The sequence below is a fragment of the Pseudomonas sp. KCJK9016 genome (assembly GCF_046231795.1).
GTDB classification, from domain to species: Bacteria; Pseudomonadota; Gammaproteobacteria; order Pseudomonadales; family Pseudomonadaceae; genus Aquipseudomonas; species Aquipseudomonas bananamidigenes.
Genome location: NZ_JBJJMM010000015.1, coordinates 15,520 through 34,902, shown reverse-complemented (window position 1 = coordinate 34,902; position 19,383 = coordinate 15,520). Strand labels below are relative to the sequence as shown.

Below are 19,383 nucleotides of genomic sequence, written 5' to 3'. Positions count from 1 at the left end.
CCTGGCCGCCGAAACGCGACCGACCACACGGATATTTAGGAGGATTCAGAAGCGCGCTTTGGGCGTCGCCACCGGAATCGGATGGCTGCCGTCGAGCGGTCGGAAGCATCCCTGATCCGCGTCGTAAGCTTTGATTTCGCTGGTTTCGATGTTGTAGACCCAGCCATGGATGAACAGATGACCGTTCGCCATGCGCGAGGCTACCGAAGGATGGGTACGCAAGTGCTGCAGTTGGGCGATGACGTTCTCCTCGGTGAGGATCGGCATGCTCTCTTTTTCGTCGGTGCAGTGGCAGTTGTCGTGCACCATGGTTTTCGCGACTTCGGCGTGACGTAGCCAGGCTTTGACCGTCGGCATCTTTTCCAGACTGCCTGGGTTGAGTACTGCGCGCATGGCGCCGCAGTCGGAGTGGCCACAGATGATGATGTGCTGCACGCCCAGCGCCAGTACCGCGTACTCGATGGCGGTGGAAACGCCGCCGTTCATCTTGCCGTAAGGTGGAACGACGTTACCGACATTGCGGGTCACGAACAGATCGCCGGGGGAGCTCTGGGTGATCAGTTCGGGAACGATGCGCGAGTCGGCGCAGGTGATGAACATCGCCCGTGGCGACTGGGCCGTGGCGAGTTTCTTGAAGAGTTCTTCCTGCTGCGGAAAGACCTCATGATGAAAATGCAAAAAGCCATCGACGATATGTCGCAGTGCTGCATCGGCGGATGCCGCCCCGGGGACGGCTGGCGCCGACGCAGCCAACGGCTGTTTATCCTTGTCACTCATGATTCATCCTCTTTGGCGGATTCTGGGAGTCATTCCCGTGTATTCCGGTATGAAGCCAGTGGCTGTTCAAAAAAACCGGGCCGTCCTGACCCGTCAGTCACTCGATGAGCAAGGTAACCGCCGAAACTTAACTCAAACTGAATCAAGCGCTCTAGAACGTGTGTTCCAGGTCACAAAAAACGTGACCCGGCACCTCCACCAGAGGCCAATTGCCCCTAGATCAGCGCCATTTGACGACCCGGCGGACAAAAGGCCGTGCAGTCGAGATTGAAACCTTCGCGGCGATTGAGCCCCAGGCGCTTGAGGGCTTTGGCGAATCGTTGGGCGAGCAGGTCGGCGAATGGCCCTTCACCGCGCATGCGGGCGCCAAAACGGCTGTCGTACAGTTCGCCGCCACGGCTCTGTCGGATGAGACTCAACACATGGGCAGCACGCTGCGGGTAGTGCGCCTCGAGCCACTCCTCGAACAGCGGCGCTACCTCCAGCGGCAGGCGCAACATCATGTACGCAGCGCTTTGGGCCCCGGCGGCGTGGGCCTCTGTGAGCAGGCTTTCGATTTCGCTGTCGTTGATCATCGGAATCATCGGTGAGCACAGCACACCCACCGGAATCCCTGCTTCGCGCATCACCCGGATGGCCCGTAACCGCGCCTTGGGCGCCGCGGCACGGGGTTCGAGGATGCGCTTGAGCTCATCGTCCAGCGTCGTGAGGCTGATCATCACCGCCACCAGCCGTTGCTGCGCCAGCTGAGTCAGCAGGTCGAGATCCCGCAGGATCAGCGAGCCCTTGGTGACGATGGTCACCGGGTGCCGGTAGCGCAGCAGCACTTCGAGGATCTGACGAGTGATTTTGTGTTCTCGTTCGATCGGTTGGTACGGGTCGGTATTGGAGCCCAGATTGATCGGCGCACATTGATAGCCTTTTTTCCCCAGCTGTTCTTCCAGCACCTGGGCGGCGTTGGTCTTGGCAATCAGCTTGGTTTCGAAGTCCAGCCCCGGCGACAGGTCCCAGTAGGCGTGGCTGGGTCGTGCGTAGCAATAGATGCAGCCATGCTCGCAGCCGCGATAGGGATTGATCGAGCGGTCGAAGGGCAGGTCCGGCGAAGTGTTGCGGGTGATGACGGTCTTCGCTGTCTCGATCCGCACCTCGGTGCCCTGGGTGTCGGGCACTTCCTGATACCAGCCATCGTCCTCGGCCACTGAACGACTGGGTGCAAAACGGTTGTGCGGGTTGGTGGCGGTACCGCGACCGCGCGGGGGCAGGGGGCTGGTCATCACGGATTTCCTGTATCTGTATATGCATACAGTATCTGCTGCAGGCAGGATGATCCACTACCGTTCGGCCATCGATCAGTAACAGGCAGGGTTAGTTGAGCGCATAGTTAAATAACAAGTTCATACAGGTGAAAATCAAAGAAACACAAGTTGGCTGGTAGTTTATTGTTCGAGTTCATAGTATCGACTCCGCTTTACCACACTTGTTTAAATGAAATGCAAAAGGATTTGATGATGTCGTTTTTTAATTCGCGCGGTGTTTTTCTGCAATTGCTGCAACCCGGTCCATCGGAGCCGAATACACTGGTTTCCATGCAACTTGCGCGCAAGGAACCGGGCTGGGACGCCGAGGCGGACGAGCCGATGGAAAGACTGGTGGACTCCATTTTCGTCACCGCGACCTCCACGGATGGCGGGCATACCTTCAGTATTGGCCGTCTGGAGCACGATGTGGATCGCGACGGTGAAGTCGGTGAGCAGGATCGGGCCAAACTGGCTGCCCTGGCCAAAGCCTATGCCAGTATTACCAATCCGTAACAGAGGTTGAATATATAACCCCTGCATGATCTTCATGCAGGGGTTATTGCGCTTAGTTGTGGTTAGTTACTTGTCCAAGGTCGCCGACAGATGTTGTAGTCATATCGTCCGTCCGTAACCTGGCCACATCTTTCGCGGTGACAGAAGATGCCTTGTTGCCCCAACTTCCACGAATGAAACTCACCACATCCGCCACTTCCTGATCCGACAGACGCCAGGCGAAACCCGGCATGGTGAAGGTCGACGGTGCCGTGTGCGTCGCAGGCAATGTTCCGCCCTTGAGCACGATATGGATCAGCGAAGTCGGGTCGTCCGATTGCAGCACCGGATTGCCTGCCAGCGCCGGGAACACCCGGGTGTAACCGTGGCCGTCGGTGCGGTGGCACGCGGCACAGTTGTCGATGTATACCGAGGCACCGCGCTGGCTGTCATCACCGTTCCACAAGGCCTTGGCGGCTTTTTCATCGTACTGGTGCGGCTGGTCGGCAGGGTCGTTGGCCGGCAGCGATTTCAGGTAACGGGCAATCGCCGTCAGATCGGCGTCGGTCATGTACTGCATGCTGTGGGTGACCACGTCGCTCATGCCGCCGAACACCGCGCTGCGGTCGCTGCGACCGGTCTTGAGGAATTGCACCAGTTGCTCTTCGCTCCAGCTGCCGAGGCCGTCCTTGTGGTCGCCACGCAAACTCTTGGCGATCCAGCCTTCCAGCGGTGCGCTGCCTGACAGAAAACTGCTGCCTTCGGCTGCACTCAGGGATTTTTCCTGCATGGTCAAAGCCCGTGGCGTATGGCAGGCGCCACAGTGTCCGAGGCCTTCCACCAGATACGCTCCACGGCTGAGGACGGCGTCTTCCGACGCGGGTTTGTAATCCTCGACTTTCGGCGCGAACAGCCAGCGCCAGCCCGTCAGCGGCCAGCGCATGCTCAGCGGCCACGGGATGTCGCTGGCCTTGTTTTCCTGCGCCACTGGTTCAACACCGTGCATGAAATAGGCGTACAGCGCTTGCATGTCATCCTGGCTGACACGGGCGTAGGACGGGTACGGCATCGCCGGGTACAGGGTACTACCGTTTTTGGCGACGCCATGACGCACGGCCTGGTCGAATTCCTCGAAGCTGTAGCCGCCCAGCCCGTTGTTGTCCGGGGTGATGTTGGTCGAATAGATCGTGCCGATCGGAGTTTCCATCGGCAGACCGCCGGCGAAGGGTTTGCCGTCCTTGGCCGTATGGCAGGCCACACAGTCGCCGGCACGGGCGAGGTATTCGCCTTTTTTGATCAACGATTGATCGACTTCGGAACTATGAGCGGCGACGCTGCCAAGCAGCGCCAGAGATGCGATAACGAGAGTCTTCATGGTCATCGCTCCTTAAGCCTGAACCAGCGGGCCGGGGTTTTTCAGGTATTGCTCGCGGATCGCTTTCGCCGACCAGTAGGTCAGCGCGGCAACCAGCCCGGTCGGGTTGTAGCCCAAGCCCTGCGGGAATGCCGATGCCCCCGGAACGAACACGTTGTGTACGTCCCAGCTCTGCAGATAGCGATTCAGCGCGCTGGTCTTCGGGTCGGTGCCCATGATCGCGCCGCCGTTGAGGTGGGTGGTCTGGTAGGACGCGGTGTTGAAATGGTCGCCGACTTTCTTGCCGATCACCGCAATGGCTTTCGGACCCATGGCTTCGGCGATCTTGCCCATTTTTTCGACCATGAAACGGTTCATCCTGATGTCGTTTTCCTGCCAGTCGAACGTCATCCGCAGCAGCGGCAGGCCGTAGGCATCGCGGTACACCGGGTCCAGATCGAGGTAGTTGCCCCGGTAGGACTGATGCGCGCCGTGGGCATCCATCGACACTTGGTGAGTGTAGTAATCAGCGGTTGCGCGTTTCCACGCACTGCCCCAGGCCGGGGTGCCCGGCGGGTTGGAGGTGCCGGCGATCGGCCGGCTGCCGGCCTGGTTGACCCACATCGGCGAGCCACCGACGAAACCGTGAGGCCCGTGATCGAAGTTATCGGCGTTGAAGTCGTCCACCGCCACGCCGTTGCCGCCGGCACCGATGAAGTTGTTGGTGTGCGTGTCCTTGTCAAAGAACGCCTTGATCGTGGCCATGTTCTGGTAGGCGAAGTTGCGCCCGACCACACCCTCGCCGCTGATCGGGTCGTACGGTTTGCCGATGCCGGAGAGCAGCATCAGCCGCACGTTGTGCAACTGGAACGCGCCGAGGATCACCAGATCTGCCGGTTGCTCGATCTCCCGGCCCTGGCCGTCGATGTAGGTGACGCCGGTGGCCTTGCTTTTTGTGCTGTCGAGGTTGACCCGCAGGACGTGGGCGTTGGGCCGCAGTTCGAAATTCGGCAGCGGTTTCAGCGCCGGCAGAATGTTCACGTTCGGCGAGGCCTTGGAATACATGTAACAAACGTAACCACTGCAGAAACCGCAAAAGTTGCACGGGCCCATTTGCGCGCCGTAGGGGTTTGTGTATGGCCCCGAAGTATTCGCGGAAGGCAGGTTGTAGGGTTTGTAACCGACTTCGGCAGCCGCTTTGCCGAACAGTTGCGCGGAAACCGTATTTTTCTGCGCTTCCAGCGGAAACGGGTTCGAACGATCCGGCGCGTACGGGTTGCCGCCCTTGCCCTGGCCGACCAGTTGGCCCTTGACGGTCCAGGCCTGACCCGAGGTGCCGAAGACTTTTTCGGCGAAATCGAAGAACGGCTCCAGCTCTTCATAGCTGACGCCGAAGTCCTGGATGGTCATGTCCTTGGGAATAAAGCTTTTGCCATAGCGTTCTTCGTAGTGGCTGCGCATGCGCAGCTCGATCGGGTCGACGCGAAAGTGCACGCCCGACCAATGCAGGCCGGCGCCGCCCACGCCATTGCCCGGCAGGAACGCGCCCAACTGGCGGTTCGGCAGGGCGATGTCGTTGACGCTGTGACGGATGGTGACAGTCTCTTTGGAGATGTTCTGAAAGAGTTTTTTCCGCACGCTGTAGGTGAGTTCGTCAATCACCTGGGGATAGTTGCCGTCAGGGTAAGTGTCCTGCATCGGCCCGCGCTCCAGCGCCAGCACGTTGAGCCCGGCTTCGGTCAGCTCTTTGGCCATGATGGCGCCTGTCCAGCCGAAACCGACGATCACCGCGTCGACCTTTTTCATTACCGTTGCCATGCTCACGCCCTCTCGCCGCGAATCGAAACTGCCGGGAAGGGGTATTGCTCGTTGCGTTCCACCCAATCCATGAAATCGGCGCGGGCGCCGGGGAAGCCGATCATGGTCCAGCCGACCATGCCTTTATTGCCACCGTGGATCGGGTCGCAGAAGAACCCTTCCTTGGTGTTTTGCAGCAAAAGATTGAAGAAAATCTTCGCCGGAACAGCGTCGAATTGCGGTTTTCCAGCTTCGAGCTGCTTGAGCATATCGTCTCGGGTAGCGCTGTCTTGCTCGGCAAATGTTTTACCGTTGAGGGATTTTGCCCACTGATCCGTGGCGGCAATGCCCAGGCGATAGATCTCTTTTGGCACCAGTTTGCTCTGCCAGCCCATCTCGGGTGCAGCGTCGGCGTTGAACGGGCCTTGCATGTACCACAGGGCACCGGCGGCGTACGGAGTGTTCATTTGTCGATCAATGTATTCCGGCACGCCGGCCTCGAGAGCACCGGGGCCCTGGGCGTCGTTGGGGATCAACTGCGCGACGGCGGCATTGATGAACGCCCACTCTTCTGCAGTGAAGTAGCTCGGTTGGTAGGCGCTTGTATCTGCGGCAACCGATTTGGCGGGGGCCGGGGCTGGCGAGCTTTCGGGAGCCGCTTGCAGCACGCTGCTGCCCAGGCCGGTGCCGGCGAGGGTGACCACCGGGATCAGGGTCAGGGATTTGCGCAAGAACTCACGCCGCGGGTTGTCTTGATCTTGATCAGACATGGGGGGCACCTCATCAGGCATTGATGGTTATCAGCCGTTTCTGCGAACGGCTTTGAAGTGGTCGGTTGCGACGTGGCCGGGAAAAGGGGGACATCTGCAACATGATGTGACAAATGGTAGCAGGCTAAGCAATCGGATGAATCGCTTCAGCCGAAAAAAGCCCGAAATGGCGACGAAACATGCCCCGGCTTCACGTTTCTTTGACAATCGCCTCACAGGGATTTGACTGGACAACCTTCAAGCTGCCGCCCTCACTGACAAATCCCACACGGTCACCGCACAGCATGTCCTTGAAGCGTTTTTCCTCTGCGATCTGTTTCTCGCTGTTTGCCCTGTTCGGCTCGATCCCGGCCCACGCCGCCGATGTGCCGGTTTCACGCCCTGCGGAATGGGCGCAACCGGTCGAGGTGAAATACAACTTCTTCCAGATGTCGCCCACGCTCTATCGCAGTGCGCTGCCTGATGCCGGTGCGGTGCCGCTGTTGCAAAACCTGAAAGTGGCCACGGTCATCAACTTTCTGCCCGAGGCGGATTCGAGCTGGCTGAAGGCCCCGGGTATCAACCAGGTACAACTGCCATACCGCACCAATCACGTCGATGACAGCGACGTCCTCAAGACCTTGCGTGCGATCCAGACCGCCGAGGCCAACGGTCCGGTACTGATGCATTGCAAGCACGGCTCCGACCGCACCGGGCTGATGGCGGCGATGTACCGCATCGTCGTGCAGGGCTGGAGCAAGGAAGACGCACTGAACGAAATGACTCAGGGCGGCTTCGGCGAAAGTGGCCACTTCAAGGACGGTGTTCGCTACGTGATGCAGGCCGATGTCGACAAGTTACGCACCGCGCTGGCCAATGGCGATTGCAGCACCAGTGCGTTCGCTACCTGCTCGATGAAGAGCTGGTTCCAGACGGTCAACCTGAAGTAATTCGCCCGGCCGACCGGTCGCTACGCAGATCTTCTCTGACCGGTTGACCAATGAATCTCTCCACTGCTTCCAGCAACGGCCGACCGGCTCCCGGCGAAAAGAACGTCTCCCGGAACGCCCGGCCCGTCTGCGCGTTGAATACCCAGTCGCGGCTGAAGCGTTTGAACGCTTCCCGAGCCAGCTCCTGCGACCAGACATAGGCATAAACCGAAGCGTCGTATTGGGTCACCATGTAATCGAAACTCTGGGCGAACCGATGATTGTCGGGAAGTAGCCGGAAACCCATTGTGCGCTGCACGTCGGCGCAAACTACTTCGACAGTGCGCCCGTCACCGTGGGTGGCGTGAAGCTCGAAGTCGATGATCGCACCCATCAGTATCAAGGCTTGTTGCCGGCTGGAGTGGGCCTCACTGGCCGAGAGTGCCGCGTCGACACGTGCGGCACTCAGGCGCTCGCCTGTCTGGAAATGTGCACCGAGCCACAGGACGAACTCCCGCGACTGGCACCACTGTTCGAACAATTGCCCGGAGAACTCCGCTGCCTCATGACCCAATTGCAGGATGCCGGACAGGGTGTGATGGGGTGAGCGCGTCAGCACCTGCTGGAGGCAGTGTCCGAACTCGTGAAAAAGTACCCGCAAGTCGCTGAGGTCGAGCCGACAGGGCTGGCTGTCGGTGGCTGCCGTGAAATTACTCTGGAGTACGGCAATCGGCAGTACCGGTCGGCCTTCGGCATTGATCCGGCGATTGCGCAGTGTCGTTGTGCCGGCAAAATCCACGGCGTTGGCGCGATGAAACGGATCGATGTAGAGGTAGCCGATGATCTGCTCATGTTCGCTGACTTCCAGTAGTCGTACGTCTTCATGCCAGTGCCCTGCGCCGGGCTGTTCGACGATACGGATTCCGAACATGCGTTCGCAGAACACGTAGAGCCGGCGCAGGGTGCCATCGAGCGGGAAGTAATCACGCAGGTCTTCAAGTGCTCCGGGAAACTGCTGTTGGCGCCATTGTTCGGCGAGGAAGTCTTCATCCCATGGCTGGACCCGGTCGATACCGAGTTGCCGCGCGAAGGCAGTCAATTGTCGGGCGTCCTGTTCAAGGATAGGCGCCAATTGCGCAACCTGGCATTGAAGAAAATCCCTGACCCAGGCCGTCGTTCCAGCCATGCTTCTTGTCAGGCTCAATTGTGCGGCGTTTTCGTGGCCAAGCAAGCGGGCTTTCCGTTGGCGCAAGGCAAGCAGTTTCTTCAGCACCGGACCGTTATCGAAACGACCCGCCAGCGGTCCCTGATCGGATGCGCGGGTCAGGTAGGTCACACAGCATTCTTCTCGCAAGGCCCGGTTTTCGGCGTATTTGAGAATGTGCTGGCAGGTGTTCTGATCCAGGCGAATCAACCAGCCGTCATGGCCGGCCTGGCGGGCATTGAGTGCGAGGCGCTCCTTCATCGCCGGGGAAAGGCCCTCGAGCAGTGCGATATCGTCGACCCGTTTGCTCCAGGTCTCGCTCCAGCTTTCCAGGTGGGTCAAAAACGCGGATTCGAGGCCGCCGATCTCCAGGTTCAAACGGGCCAGTTCCTGTTGTTGCGCAGTGGGAAGCGCTATGCCTGACTGCCTGAACTGCCGCAGTTTGCGCGCCAGCACGATCTTGCGTGACTCATCGAAGCAGGCTGCGACCGAGCTCCGCGCCAAACGCAGGTAAGCCTCGTACAACGGACGATTGCGGGCTTTCTCGGAGCGATATTGATTGAGCGCAATTTGAGCCTTGGCGCTTTCCGCGAGCCAGTCGGCATCGTCGGATTTGACCGTGGACAGCGTTTCGAGAACCGACCGGAATTCACTGATGCGGGCATCTGCTTCGTCGATGGTCAATACCAGGTCGTCCCAACCGGGGTGTTCGAGCTGAGTGGTGAGTACTTGCGCAATGATTCGTCGATGGTCGCCAATGAGACTGTTGATTGCCGGTACCAGGTGCTCGGCGCGAATCGCCGGCCAGGGCGGCAGGACCCAGAGTTGCAGGAGGGGGTTGGTGTCAGGCATGGCAGCTTCCTTCGAGGCGTCAGGGAAACGGGCAGCCTACGAAGCAAGTGCACGGGAGAGGTGTTAAGCCAATACCACCTTCCACCGGGATCCGGTGGAAGGTGGCGTCGGGATCAGTGTTGCTCGTCGGGCTTTTTCTTCAGCTTCGGGTTGGGGAAAAACTGCACTGCCTGAACCGTCTTGTCAGGTGCAGGCTTGAGTGCGCTGGTGTTGACTCGCGTACCCAGTTCTTTCGGAACCGACAGCCCTTGGGCATTGAGCGTATCGCTGTAGCCGCACGCTACGCATTCGCGGTGCGGGACGTCGTCTTCGCTCCACATCATCAGCTTGTCCGGCTCGCTGCACGCCGGGCAGACGGCCCCGGCGATAAAGCGTTTTTTGGTCTTCACAGGTGCCTCACTCATGCTGCTGCGTCCTCGCTCAGGCCGCTGTGGCGCAAGAGTGCGTCAATCGAAGGTTCACGGCCACGGAAGTCGACGAACAGCACCATCGGCTCCTGAGAGCCGCCGCGGGCAAGAATCGCTTCACGGAAGGCGCGACCGGTGTCGGCATTGAGCACGCCGTCTTCTTCGAACCTGGAGAAGGCATCCGCCGACAGCACTTCCGCCCACTTGTAGCTGTAGTAACCCGCCGCGTAACCGCCGGCGAAGATATGCGCGAAGCTGTTGGGGAAACGGTTGTAGGCCGGCGGACGCATCACCGAGACTTCGTCCCGCACGCTTTCCAGTACCTGCGCGACGCTGCGACCGTCACCGTGGGTGGCGTGCAGTTCGAAGTCGAACAGCGAGAACTCCAGCTGACGCACCATCATCAGGCCGGACTGGAAGTTTTTCGCTGCGAGCATTTTCTCCAGCAAGTCCTGCGGCAGCGGTTCTCCGGTTTCGTAATGCCCGGAAATCAGCGCCAGGCCTTCCGGCTCCCAGCACCAGTTTTCCATGAATTGGCTCGGCAGCTCGACCGCGTCCCACGCCACGCCGTTGATGCCGGACACGCCGGCATGCTCGACGCGGGTCAGCAGGTGATGCAGGCCATGGCCGAATTCGTGGAACAGGGTGGTCACTTCATCATGGGTCAGCAGCGCAGGCTTGCCGCTGTCAGCCGGAGTGAAGTTGCACACCAGGTTGGCCACGGGGCTTTGCAGCACGCCGTCGATCGTGCGGCGACGATCACGGGCGCCGTCCATCCAGGCACCGCCGCGCTTGTTGGCGCGGGCATAGAGGTCGAAGAAGAAGCGGCCGACGTGCTGGCCGTTTTCCTTGATCTCGAACAGGCGCACGTCCGGATGCCAGGTATCGAAGCCTTTCAGTTCGGCGATTTCGATGCCGTACAGGCGCTGGACGATGGCGAACAGGCCACCCAGCACTTTGTCGATCGGGAAGTAGGCGCGCAGGGTTTCCTGGGCGACGCTGTAGCGTTGTTCACGGAGTTTTTCACCATAGAAACCGCTGTCCCAGCTTTGCAGATCGGCACAGCCCTGTTCGGCGGCATAGGCCTTTAGCTGCTGCAGATCCTGGGCGGCGAACGGTTTGCTGCGTTTGGCCAGGTCGCGCAGGAAGCTCAGTACCTGATCGCTGGATTCGGCCATTTTGGTCGCCAGGCTCAGCTCGGCGAAACTCGAAAACCCGAGCAGCCTGGCCAGTTCCTGGCGCAGGTCGAGGATTTCACTCATGACCGGGCCGTTATCGTACTGGCCGGCATTCGGGCCTTGATCCGACGCGCGGGTGCAGTAGGCGGCGTAGACTTCCTCACGCAGCGCACGATCCTGAGCGTAGGTCATCACCGCGTAGTAGCTCGGGAATTCCAGGGTGATCAGCCAGCCATCGAGGCCCTTGGCCTGCGCGGCGGCAGCCATTTGCGCCTTGGCCGAATCGGTCAGGCCGGCGAGGGCGGCTTCGTCGGTCAGGTGCTTGGTCCAGGCTTGAGTGGCGTCGAGCAACTGGTTGGAGAAGCGGCTGCCCAGCTCGGACAGCTTGCTCTGTACTTCGGCGTAGCGCTTCTGCTCGGCTTCCGGCAGGTCGATACCCGACAGGCGGAAGTCACGCAGGGCGTGTTGCAGAATGGTTTTCTGCGCCACGTCGAAACCTGCGGCTTCCGGGCTGTTGGCCAGGGCTTCATAGGCCTGGAACAGTTCGCGGTTCTGACCCATTTCGGTGGAGTAGGCGCTCAATGCCGGCAGGCACGACTCGTAGGCTTCACGCAGTTCGGCGCTGTTGCACACGGCATTGAGGTGGCTGACCGGGCTCCAGGCTGCGCCCAGTCGATCATTGAGTTCGTCCATTGCCAGCACCAGCCCGGCCCAGGTCGGGTTCCGGCCCTGGGTCTTGAGAATTTCGGCAATGGCGGCGCGGTTGTCGGCCAGGATGGTTTCGATGGCCGGCTGCACGTGTTCGGCACGGATCGCGGAGAACGGCGGCAGGTCGTAGGGCTGCAGAAGAGGGTTGTTCACGCTCACGGTTGGCACCTTGGCTGGAAGAAACATGCGCCCATCTTAATTACAATCGACACCCACCGCAGCTATCGGCGACAGAGAGAGAACCAATCGTGTCCCTTCGCAAGTACCAGAATTACACCCCACGCTTGAGCAAAGGCGCTTTTGTCGACGGCTCCGCGGTGGTGATCGGCGACGTCGAAATCGGCGAAGACAGCTCCGTATGGCCGCTGACCGTGATCCGTGGCGACATGCACCGTATCCGTATCGGTGCGCGCACCAGCGTGCAGGATGGCTGTGTGTTGCACATCACTCATGCCGGTCCGTTCAACCCGGACGGCTTTCCACTGCTGATCGGCGATGACGTGACCATCGCCCACAAGGTCATGCTGCATGGATGCACTGTCGGCAGTCGCGTACTGATCGGCATGGGCAGCATTGTCATGGACGGTGCGGTGGTCGAGGACGATGTGATCATCGGCGCCGGAAGTCTGGTGCCACCGGGCAAGCGCCTGGAAAGCGGTTTCCTGTACGTGGGCAGCCCGGTGAAACAGGTTCGTCCGCTGACCGACAAGGAAAAGGCCTTTTTCACCTACAGCGCGGCGAATTACGTGAAGCTCAAGGATCTGCATCTGGCCGAAGGCTACGACCAGCTCTGATTGTTCTCTCCATTGCCCGGGATTTTTCATGCATCACCAGACCATACTGTTCGACCTCGATGGCACCCTCACCGACCCGCGTGAGGGCATTACCCGCTCCATCCAGTTCGCCTTGAGCAAACTCGGCATCGATGAGCCTGACCTCACCAGACTGGAACACTTCATCGGCCCGCCGCTGTTGCAGGCGTTCATGCAGTTTTATCGTTTCGATGAAGCCAGAGCCTGGGAGGCGGTGAATTTCTATCGCGAGCGCTTCAAGGTCACGGGGCTCTACGAAAATCGCGTGTTCGAAGGCGTCATGCCGTTGCTGGAAGCCCTGAATGGCCAGGGTCGGCAGTTGTATATAGCGACTTCGAAGCCGTGGGTGTTCGCCCGGGAAATCGCCCGGCACTTCGATTTTGCCAAACACTTCAAAGTGATTTACGGCAGTGAACTGGATGGCACCCGTACGAACAAGGTCGAGCTGATTGCACACCTGATCGCCGAGGAAGGGCTGGATCCGGTCAATACACTGATGATCGGTGATCGCAAGCACGACCTGATCGGTGCTCGCAGCAACGGGCTGGATGCGGCGGCGGTAGGGTACGGCTTCGGCAGCCATGAAGAGCTGAGCGCCGAGGCGCCGGCGTATCACTTTGAAACCCTGGCTGAGCTGCATCAGGCGTTTTTGCAGCGCTGACCATCAACCGGAGCGAAGGGCGGCCAGCTTACGCAGCGCTGCCTTTCGCTTGTCAGCCGGCAAACCACCCAGTTTTTCCACCTGTGCATAGAACTTCTGCCAATCCCCACCGACTTGCCTGAACAGGGCCGCAAACGCCGGCACCCACTGGTCATAAAGCCCGAACGGCAACAGCCGCGCATTGTTCAGCGGCGCATTGACCCAGGCGTCATAACGTTTGTCCCCGGCCCACTGGTGATCGCGCATCTTCCGATAGTCCCGGCGAAACCGTTCGAACTCGGCGGCCTTGCGTTCGCGCATCTGCTCGACGGGTATCTGTTGCGTGTACAGCTTTTCCAGCCGGGCACGGGTATCGAGGATCAGCTGAACGAACTGATCGCGGCGTTTGAGTTGAGCATTATTTTCTGGCGGCAGGCCACGAAACGCCCGCCACTGCCGAGTGCCTTCCTGCTCGACAAAGGTGGCGTAGGACTCGTTGAACTCGGTGTCGTCCTTCACGTAGAAACGCTGATGACCCAGTTCATGGAAGATCAGCGTCGCCAGGCGTTCGTCGCCCCAGCCCATCATCGAGTTGAGGATCGGGTCATTGAACCAGCCCAGGGTCGAATAGGCCTCGACACCGCCGATCGACACATCCATGCCTTGCAGGCGCTGAATCGCGGCTTCGCCCCGTGCCGCACTCTGGCTGTAGTAACCGCGATAGGCCACGCAGCCGGCAATCGGGAAGCAGTGGTTCTGCGGGCTCAGGGAAAACTCCGGCGTGGCGAACACGTTCCACACCACGTACGGCCGGTGAATGTCGGCGTACAGGCGATAGCTCTGGTTATCCGGCAGATGCAGATGCTGGCTGGCGAAATTCCGGGCCTTTTGTGCCTGAACCAGGTGTGCGCGCAACGTTGCGTCCCGACTCGGGTCGGCAATTACCTTGGCTACCGGCTCCCGTGTCCGAAGCAATTGCAACTGACCGCTGGCCAACTGGCTGTAGTAACTGACGCTGGAGCAACCGTTGAGCAACAAAAACAACACACCCGGAAACAAAACCCGCAAAACGCGATCAAGTAACCCAAGGCTTGGAAACGGCCTGAACACAATAAGAACATCCCTGGAAAGTCTGATCGCAAGACTATCCCGCCCATTGGAGCTTCGCCATGCGCATCTTGATACTGACGGGAGGCCTGCTGACGCTGGCCGGTTGTGCCGGATTCGGAATGCCTTCGCCAGACCCCACACAAGCCTGGATCGATCTGGACGCCCGGCAACAGGATACGGCGCTGCAAGCGCTGGAAGTCGACAGGAAAGCCGCCGTCGACAAACGTTATTTCGAGGTACAGCCCGGCAGTCACGAACTGAAGGTGCGCTATCAGTTTCCGGTGGAGGCGACCAACATCGGCCCGGACGCCGAACCCCTGTGGCGCGATTGCCAGTTGAGCCTGAAATTCTCCGACTTCAACGCCGGCCAGCGCTATCGGCTCCAGGCTGGCTACATCGGTTTCCGGCCGTGGGCCAGGCTCTATGACCAGCAGAAAAATGTAGTCGGCCAGGGCAAACCGGCAGGCTGTCAGCGCACCTGATCGGCGTTATGCTGGATGTCCGAATCCACGGACATTCATCATGCGCAAGTCAATGCTGTTGCTGGTTGCCGGTGTGCTCGCCGGTTGTCAGACGCCGATGCCCCCGGTCGACCCCAACATGGCCTGGGTCGAGTTCTCGACACCGACCCCGGGCGGAAAACTGCTGATGGCCGAACGTCTCGACAAACAGCGCCTGACTGACGGACGTTTTTTCCAGGTAACGCCCGGCAGCCATGAGTTGCTGGTGCGTTTCGATTTCGAGGCACCCGGTGGAGGAGCTGGCATGTTGAACGACCCAGTGGAGCGCCTGTGCTACCTGACCATCCGCTTCGACCATTTCGAAGCGGGGCAACGTTACGTGCTGGAGGGGCGCTCCCTGATGTTTACTCCCAGTGCCCGGCTGTATAACGCCAAGCGGGAAATCGTCGCCGAGGATCGCGACACCTATTGCGCCATCTAGCGTGAATCAGCTGTCGTTCTTCTGGTAGATGATGGCCTTGGTGCCGTTCTCGCAAGTGCCGACGATCATGGCGACGTCGTGCTTTTCGGCTTCCTCTTTGGAGACTATCTCCAGCGTGTAGGAAGGCACTGCATTCGCCTGAATCTTGATTTCGATCTCTTTCCTGAGTTCTTCGCAATCTTTGGGTGCCGCAAAGGCCGAAGTTGCCAGCACGCCACAGATAACCGCCAAAGCAAAACGTTTCATGGTTGAAGCTCCTGGGAGCAGTGCGCACGACGATGCGCGAAAGCTGCTGTCATTTATTCGACCACATTTTTGCCTGGCGGGTTCTGATTCTGCTCAAGTCGATCAGCTGACCAGCGATGCATCCAGGCTGATCTTCGCATTCAAGACCTTCGACACCGGGCAACCTTCCTTGGCCTTGTTGCTCAGTTCCTCGAATTGCGCCTGGGTGGCGCCCGGAATCTTCGCCTTGAGAATCAGCTTCACTGCAGTGATCGCGAAACCGCCGTCAACCTGATCAAGGGTGACTTCGGCCTGGGTATCGATGCTTTCGGCCTTCAGACCGGCATCGCCGAGGATCATCGAGAACGCCATGGAGAAACAGCCGGCATGGGCGGCGCCGATCAGTTCTTCCGGGTTGGTGCCCTTGCCGCCTTCGAAGCGGGCCTTGAAGCCGTAAGGCGCCTCCCGCAGGACGCCGGTTTCGGTGGAGATCGAGCCGATGCCGGTTTTCAGGTCACCTTCCCAGTGCGCGGATGCTTTCTTCACGATAGCCATGTGTGCCTCCTTCAATACGGGCGCGAAACGCCGCGCCGTCATGGTTTTTGCCTGCAAGGCTTCTGAGGATAGACGCCAGGACAAAGTTCAGCCTGGCTGAGTCGTTGACTTTTTTAGTAGGAAATTTCGAATCGGCTATTGAAACTCGGGTATATGCCCTTATTGCACAGAACACGCTTATGAATTGGGCAGGTTTGCGTTCGTCAGGAACACACCGGCGCCCTCAATCGGAGATGCAGGTTCATGAAGCAACTGTCCGACGTAAAGTTTTCCACTCTCGATCTGGTGCCGGTGCGCGAGAACGGCAGCCCGGCCCAGTCGCTGCGCAACTCGCTGGATCTGGCGCAGCATGTCGAGAAATTCGGCTACACCCGGTTCTGGGTGGCCGAGCACCACAACATGGACGGTATCGCCAGTTCCGCCACGTCGGTGCTGCTGGGTTACCTGGCCGGCGGCACGTCGACCATCCGTGTCGGCTCTGGTGGCGTGATGCTGCCTAACCACGCGCCGCTGGTTATTGCCGAGCAGTTCGGCACGCTCGAAAGCCTTTATCCTGGGCGGATCGACCTCGGTCTGGGCCGTGCGCCGGGTTCCGATCAGATGACCGCTCGGGCCCTGCGCCGTGAGCGCTCTGGCAGTGCCGACGACTTTCCGGAAGATGTTGCCGAGCTGGTGCGCTTCCTGGGTCCGCGCACACCGGATCAGCGGGTGATCGCAATGCCGGGCACCGGCACCAATGTGCCGATCTGGCTGCTCGGTTCAAGCCTGTTCAGTGCGCAACTGGCCGGCGAGCGCGGTTTGCCCTACGCCTTCGCCTCGCATTTCGCACCGCGCTTCATGCACGAGGCGATTCGCGTCTATCGCAATCACTTCAAGCCTTCGGCGGTGCTCGACAAGCCTTATGTGATGCTCGGCGTGCCGCTGGTAGCGGCCGACACTGACGAGCAGGCCGATTACCTGGCAACCTCCGTGTACCAGCGAATTCTTGCGCTGATGCGTGGGCAAAGTCTGGTGCAGCGTCCGCCGGTGAAAACCATGGATGGCCTGTGGTTGCCTCATGAGCGTGAAGCCGTAGGTGATTTCCTTGGCCTGGCGATGGTCGGCAGCCCGCAGAAAATCCGTGCGAAGCTGGAAGTGCTGATCGAACAGACTCAGGCCAACGAGCTGATCTTCACCTGCGATCTGTATGAGCACGCCGATCGCCTGCATTCCTACGAATTGCTGGCACAGGTGATGAAGGGCTGAAGCCTGATAGTTGTTCAAAAGATAGCCGGGTATAAAAAAGCCGACGCATTTGCGTCGGCTTTTGCATTTCAGGCGATCAACCGCGTTTGTAGACGATTTCTTTGGTCTTGCCTTCGCAAGTACCTACGACTTTCCCGCCGTGTGCTCCTTTATCGACAATCTCCAGCGAATAACCGGAAACGCCCTTGGCATCCAGTTTCGCCGCGATCTCGGCTTTCAACTCTTCACAAGGCTTGCCGGCAGCAAACGCACCACCGGCAAGGCTCAACAAACCTACTGCCAACATGAACTTCTTCATCGGTCGCACTCCCTGGTCGGATTAAAAGAGGCGGGCATCGAGTTCACTCGATGCGCTCACCCTGTAGCGCTTTGCCATTCCTATGGCATTCGGCCAGCGCGCAAGTTCAGAAGCGTAGTCCAAACTCAGCTGCTGGCAATCCGGAACCCGACTTTCAGGGTCACTTGAAAATGGGCAGCCTTGCCGTCCTTGATGTGGCCACGCGTATCGACCACTTCAAACCATTCCAGATGCTTGATGCTCTTGTTGGCCTCGGCCAGAGCGTTGTTGATGGCGTCTTCGATGCTGCTGGTGGACGAACCGACCAGCTCGACTTTCTTGTACGTGTGATGGTCACTCATGGCGATCTCCTTGACGTGTGGATTTGAGCCTAGCAGCGATTTGCGCTGTTGATTTCGGTCGCCGGGAGAAACCGGAGTTCAGATTTTCTGCACTTTCCAGAACCCGTGAAGTCCCAAACAACACACGCCACTCATCACCAATGCAGGAGAGCCACCATGGCCAACACCTCGTTACGCAAAGCCTCGTTGCAAAGCATGGAAGCGGAGATCGAGAGTCTGCTCAAGTCGTTGGAAAGCCTGAAAGACGACGCTTCGGACGAGTCGCGCAAGACCCTCAAGGCGCTCAAGGGCAACGCCGAAAGTGCGTTGAAACATTCGCGCAGCCTGCTCAGCGATGCCTACGAAGAAGTCAAAGTCAAAACCCGTGAGACCGGAATCGCCACCCGTGATTACGCGCAGGAACATCCGTGGACGACCGCCGGTGTGGCGGTCGGTGCGCTGGGCCTGCTGGCCGCCTACTTGCTGTTCAAGCGCGGCGAATGATCTGCCTGGCGCAGCTCGTCCCTGAGCCACTGCGCCAATTGCCGGGCGCGCCCGTCGGCGGCGCGCTTGGGTAGCCACAACGCCAGTTGCGCCGGGGTTTCGCAAAAGCCCCATGGCGCGACCAGGCGCCCGGCCTTCAAGTCTTCGGCCACCAGAGGTTCTGGCGCAATCGCCACACCCAAACCGGCAACGGCCGCTTCCAGCAAGTAATACAAATGCTCGAAACCTTGTCCCAGCTTCAACGCCTTGGCGTCGAGGCCGCTTTGCCGTGCCCAGCTCGGCCAGGCTTGCGGGCGAGAGGTCGTATGCAGCAATGGCTCTCCGAGCAGAGCGACGGGCGGTGCCGATTGCAGGTACGGGTAGCCGCTGAACAGCGGGCTCATGACCGGGCCGATCCGTTCGCTGGCAAGCTCGTACACCTGCATGTCGGCAGGCCATGGCGGCTCGGCGAACAACAGCAATGCGTCCAGTCCCGGGCGGCGCGGGTCGAGGTCGCCTTCACCGGCTGACAGGTGCAGGCGCAAGTCCGGCAGATCGGCATTCAGCCTGCCCAGCCTGGGAATGAACCAGCGCGCCAGCAGGCTGCCGGAGCAACCGAGCACGAACGGCGCGTCGGCGGTGCTTTGGGTCAGCTCGGCGCACACGCTGCGCAAGCGATCGAACGCCTCGCCGCTGGCGTCGCGCAGGCGGATGCCGGCATCTGTGAGTTTCAAGCCGCGACCGTCCTTCACGAACAGGCTGACGCCCAAGTGCTCTTCAAGCACCTTGAGCTGGCGGCTGACTGCGCCGTGAGTGACATGCAGCTGCTCGGCAGCCTGACTGACGCTGTTCAGCCGGGCGGTGGCTTCGAACGCACGCAACGCGTTCAGCGGAGGAAGGTCATGGCTCATGATATCTGTGAGTTTTCCTGACAGGTTGTGGCGATCTTATCGGTTTTCAGGCTGGAAGGTCAGGGGTAGAGTGAACGCCATTGCCTTCTTGTGAAAT

Annotated in this window: 22 protein-coding genes; 8 read left to right on the top strand and 14 right to left on the bottom strand. The window is 59.8% G+C overall.

Features of this window, described 5'->3' with window-relative positions; genetic code table 11:
- Positions 1-45 precede the first annotated feature (45 nt).
- Both ACK6BI_RS16150 and ACK6BI_RS16145 read right to left on the bottom strand, forming a co-directional pair.
- Complete coding sequence (locus ACK6BI_RS16150) at positions 46-777, bottom strand: carbonic anhydrase (protein ID WP_409317839.1); 732 nt, start codon at positions 775-777, stop codon at positions 46-48.
- A gap of 215 nt (positions 778-992) precedes the next feature.
- Positions 993-2,051 (bottom strand): PA0069 family radical SAM protein, encoded by a 1,059-nt coding sequence (locus ACK6BI_RS16145; RefSeq protein WP_409317838.1) that lies wholly within the window; start codon positions 2,049-2,051, stop codon positions 993-995.
- Between the two features lie 234 nt (positions 2,052-2,285).
- Between ACK6BI_RS16145 and ACK6BI_RS16140 the strand changes: the two genes are divergently transcribed.
- Entirely contained in the window at positions 2,286-2,588 is a 303-nt protein-coding gene (locus ACK6BI_RS16140; protein ID WP_409317837.1) for a hypothetical protein, read from the top strand.
- Between the two features lie 52 nt (positions 2,589-2,640).
- Here ACK6BI_RS16140 and ACK6BI_RS16135 read toward each other — a convergent pair whose 3' ends face one another.
- The 3 genes from ACK6BI_RS16135 to ACK6BI_RS16125 are packed head-to-tail and all read right to left on the bottom strand — an operon-like array spanning position 2,641 to position 6,488.
- Positions 2,641-3,942: a c-type cytochrome gene (locus ACK6BI_RS16135; RefSeq protein WP_409317836.1), complete on the bottom strand. Its 1,302-nt coding sequence runs from the start codon at positions 3,940-3,942 to the stop codon at positions 2,641-2,643.
- A 12-nt stretch (positions 3,943-3,954) separates the two neighbouring features.
- The gene (locus ACK6BI_RS16130) at positions 3,955-5,739 is read right to left on the bottom strand and encodes a GMC family oxidoreductase (RefSeq protein ID WP_409317835.1); all 1,785 of its coding nucleotides are present in this window, start codon (positions 5,737-5,739) and stop codon (positions 3,955-3,957) included.
- 2 nt (positions 5,740-5,741) lie between these two features.
- A complete protein-coding gene (locus tag ACK6BI_RS16125) occupies positions 5,742-6,488 on the bottom strand; it encodes a gluconate 2-dehydrogenase subunit 3 family protein (protein ID WP_409317834.1) in 747 nt (248 codons plus the stop codon).
- A 284-nt stretch (positions 6,489-6,772) separates the two neighbouring features.
- On the opposite strand from ACK6BI_RS16125, the gene ACK6BI_RS16120 reads away from it, so the two are divergent.
- Complete coding sequence (locus ACK6BI_RS16120; RefSeq protein WP_409317833.1) at positions 6,773-7,417, top strand: dual specificity protein phosphatase family protein; 645 nt, start codon at positions 6,773-6,775, stop codon at positions 7,415-7,417.
- Here ACK6BI_RS16120 and ACK6BI_RS16115 read toward each other — a convergent pair.
- From ACK6BI_RS16115 to prlC, 3 genes are all read right to left on the bottom strand, one after another.
- Positions 7,404-9,452: a M3 family metallopeptidase gene (locus tag ACK6BI_RS16115; protein ID WP_409317832.1), complete on the bottom strand. Its 2,049-nt coding sequence runs from the start codon at positions 9,450-9,452 to the stop codon at positions 7,404-7,406. The two genes, ACK6BI_RS16120 and ACK6BI_RS16115, sit on opposite strands and share 14 nt — an antisense overlap.
- A 113-nt stretch (positions 9,453-9,565) precedes the next feature.
- Positions 9,566-9,856: a YheV family putative zinc ribbon protein gene (locus ACK6BI_RS16110; protein WP_007953955.1), complete on the bottom strand. Its 291-nt coding sequence runs from the start codon at positions 9,854-9,856 to the stop codon at positions 9,566-9,568.
- Positions 9,853-11,931, bottom strand: a complete 2,079-nt coding sequence (gene prlC, locus ACK6BI_RS16105; protein ID WP_409317831.1) for an oligopeptidase A — start codon at positions 11,929-11,931, stop codon at positions 9,853-9,855. The genes ACK6BI_RS16110 and prlC overlap by 4 nt, the downstream gene beginning before the upstream one ends.
- Before the next feature lie 62 nt (positions 11,932-11,993).
- Between prlC and ACK6BI_RS16100 the strand changes: the two genes are divergently transcribed.
- Positions 11,994-12,539, top strand: coding sequence for a gamma carbonic anhydrase family protein (locus ACK6BI_RS16100; RefSeq protein ID WP_409317830.1), 546 nt, complete (start codon positions 11,994-11,996; stop codon positions 12,537-12,539).
- A 28-nt stretch (positions 12,540-12,567) separates the two neighbouring features.
- Complete coding sequence (locus ACK6BI_RS16095; RefSeq protein ID WP_409317829.1) at positions 12,568-13,218, top strand: HAD family hydrolase; 651 nt, start codon at positions 12,568-12,570, stop codon at positions 13,216-13,218.
- Positions 13,219-13,221: 3 nt separating this feature from the next.
- Here ACK6BI_RS16095 and ACK6BI_RS16090 read toward each other — a convergent pair whose 3' ends face one another.
- Positions 13,222-14,307: an aminopeptidase gene (locus ACK6BI_RS16090; RefSeq protein WP_409317828.1), complete on the bottom strand. Its 1,086-nt coding sequence runs from the start codon at positions 14,305-14,307 to the stop codon at positions 13,222-13,224.
- 59 nt (positions 14,308-14,366) lie between these two features.
- On the opposite strand from ACK6BI_RS16090, the gene ACK6BI_RS16085 reads away from it, so the two are divergent.
- Together ACK6BI_RS16085 and ACK6BI_RS16080 are read left to right on the top strand one after the other, a co-directional pair.
- A complete protein-coding gene (locus ACK6BI_RS16085; RefSeq protein ID WP_409317827.1) occupies positions 14,367-14,789 on the top strand; it encodes a hypothetical protein in 423 nt (140 codons plus the stop codon).
- 40 nt (positions 14,790-14,829) lie between these two features.
- Complete coding sequence (locus tag ACK6BI_RS16080) at positions 14,830-15,249, top strand: hypothetical protein (protein WP_085713013.1); 420 nt, start codon at positions 14,830-14,832, stop codon at positions 15,247-15,249.
- A gap of 6 nt (positions 15,250-15,255) precedes the next feature.
- On the opposite strand, the gene ACK6BI_RS16075 is transcribed toward ACK6BI_RS16080, so the two are convergent.
- The gene (locus tag ACK6BI_RS16075) at positions 15,256-15,495 is read right to left on the bottom strand and encodes a DUF1161 domain-containing protein (RefSeq protein WP_085713012.1); all 240 of its coding nucleotides are present in this window, start codon (positions 15,493-15,495) and stop codon (positions 15,256-15,258) included.
- Positions 15,496-15,597: 102 nt separating this feature from the next.
- Entirely contained in the window at positions 15,598-16,029 is a 432-nt protein-coding gene (locus tag ACK6BI_RS16070; protein WP_065260634.1) for an OsmC family protein, read from the bottom strand.
- A gap of 243 nt (positions 16,030-16,272) precedes the next feature.
- On the opposite strand from ACK6BI_RS16070, the gene ACK6BI_RS16065 reads away from it, so the two are divergent.
- Positions 16,273-17,274, top strand: coding sequence for an LLM class flavin-dependent oxidoreductase (locus tag ACK6BI_RS16065; protein WP_409317826.1), 1,002 nt, complete (start codon positions 16,273-16,275; stop codon positions 17,272-17,274).
- 76 nt (positions 17,275-17,350) lie between these two features.
- On the opposite strand, the gene ACK6BI_RS16060 is transcribed toward ACK6BI_RS16065, so the two are convergent.
- Both ACK6BI_RS16060 and ACK6BI_RS16055 read right to left on the bottom strand, forming a co-directional pair.
- The gene (locus ACK6BI_RS16060) at positions 17,351-17,572 is read right to left on the bottom strand and encodes a DUF1161 domain-containing protein (RefSeq protein ID WP_409317825.1); all 222 of its coding nucleotides are present in this window, start codon (positions 17,570-17,572) and stop codon (positions 17,351-17,353) included.
- A gap of 125 nt (positions 17,573-17,697) precedes the next feature.
- On the bottom strand, positions 17,698-17,913 hold the full coding sequence (locus ACK6BI_RS16055) for a dodecin (protein ID WP_003220389.1): 216 nt from the start codon (positions 17,911-17,913) through the stop codon (positions 17,698-17,700).
- 156 nt (positions 17,914-18,069) lie between these two features.
- Between ACK6BI_RS16055 and ACK6BI_RS16050 the strand changes: the two genes are divergently transcribed.
- On the top strand, positions 18,070-18,396 hold the full coding sequence (locus ACK6BI_RS16050) for a YqjD family protein (protein WP_007953918.1): 327 nt from the start codon (positions 18,070-18,072) through the stop codon (positions 18,394-18,396).
- Here ACK6BI_RS16050 and ACK6BI_RS16045 read toward each other — a convergent pair.
- Positions 18,369-19,286, bottom strand: coding sequence for a LysR family transcriptional regulator (locus ACK6BI_RS16045; RefSeq protein WP_409317824.1), 918 nt, complete (start codon positions 19,284-19,286; stop codon positions 18,369-18,371). The genes ACK6BI_RS16050 and ACK6BI_RS16045 overlap by 28 nt on opposite strands.
- Positions 19,287-19,383: the final 97 nt, after the last annotated feature.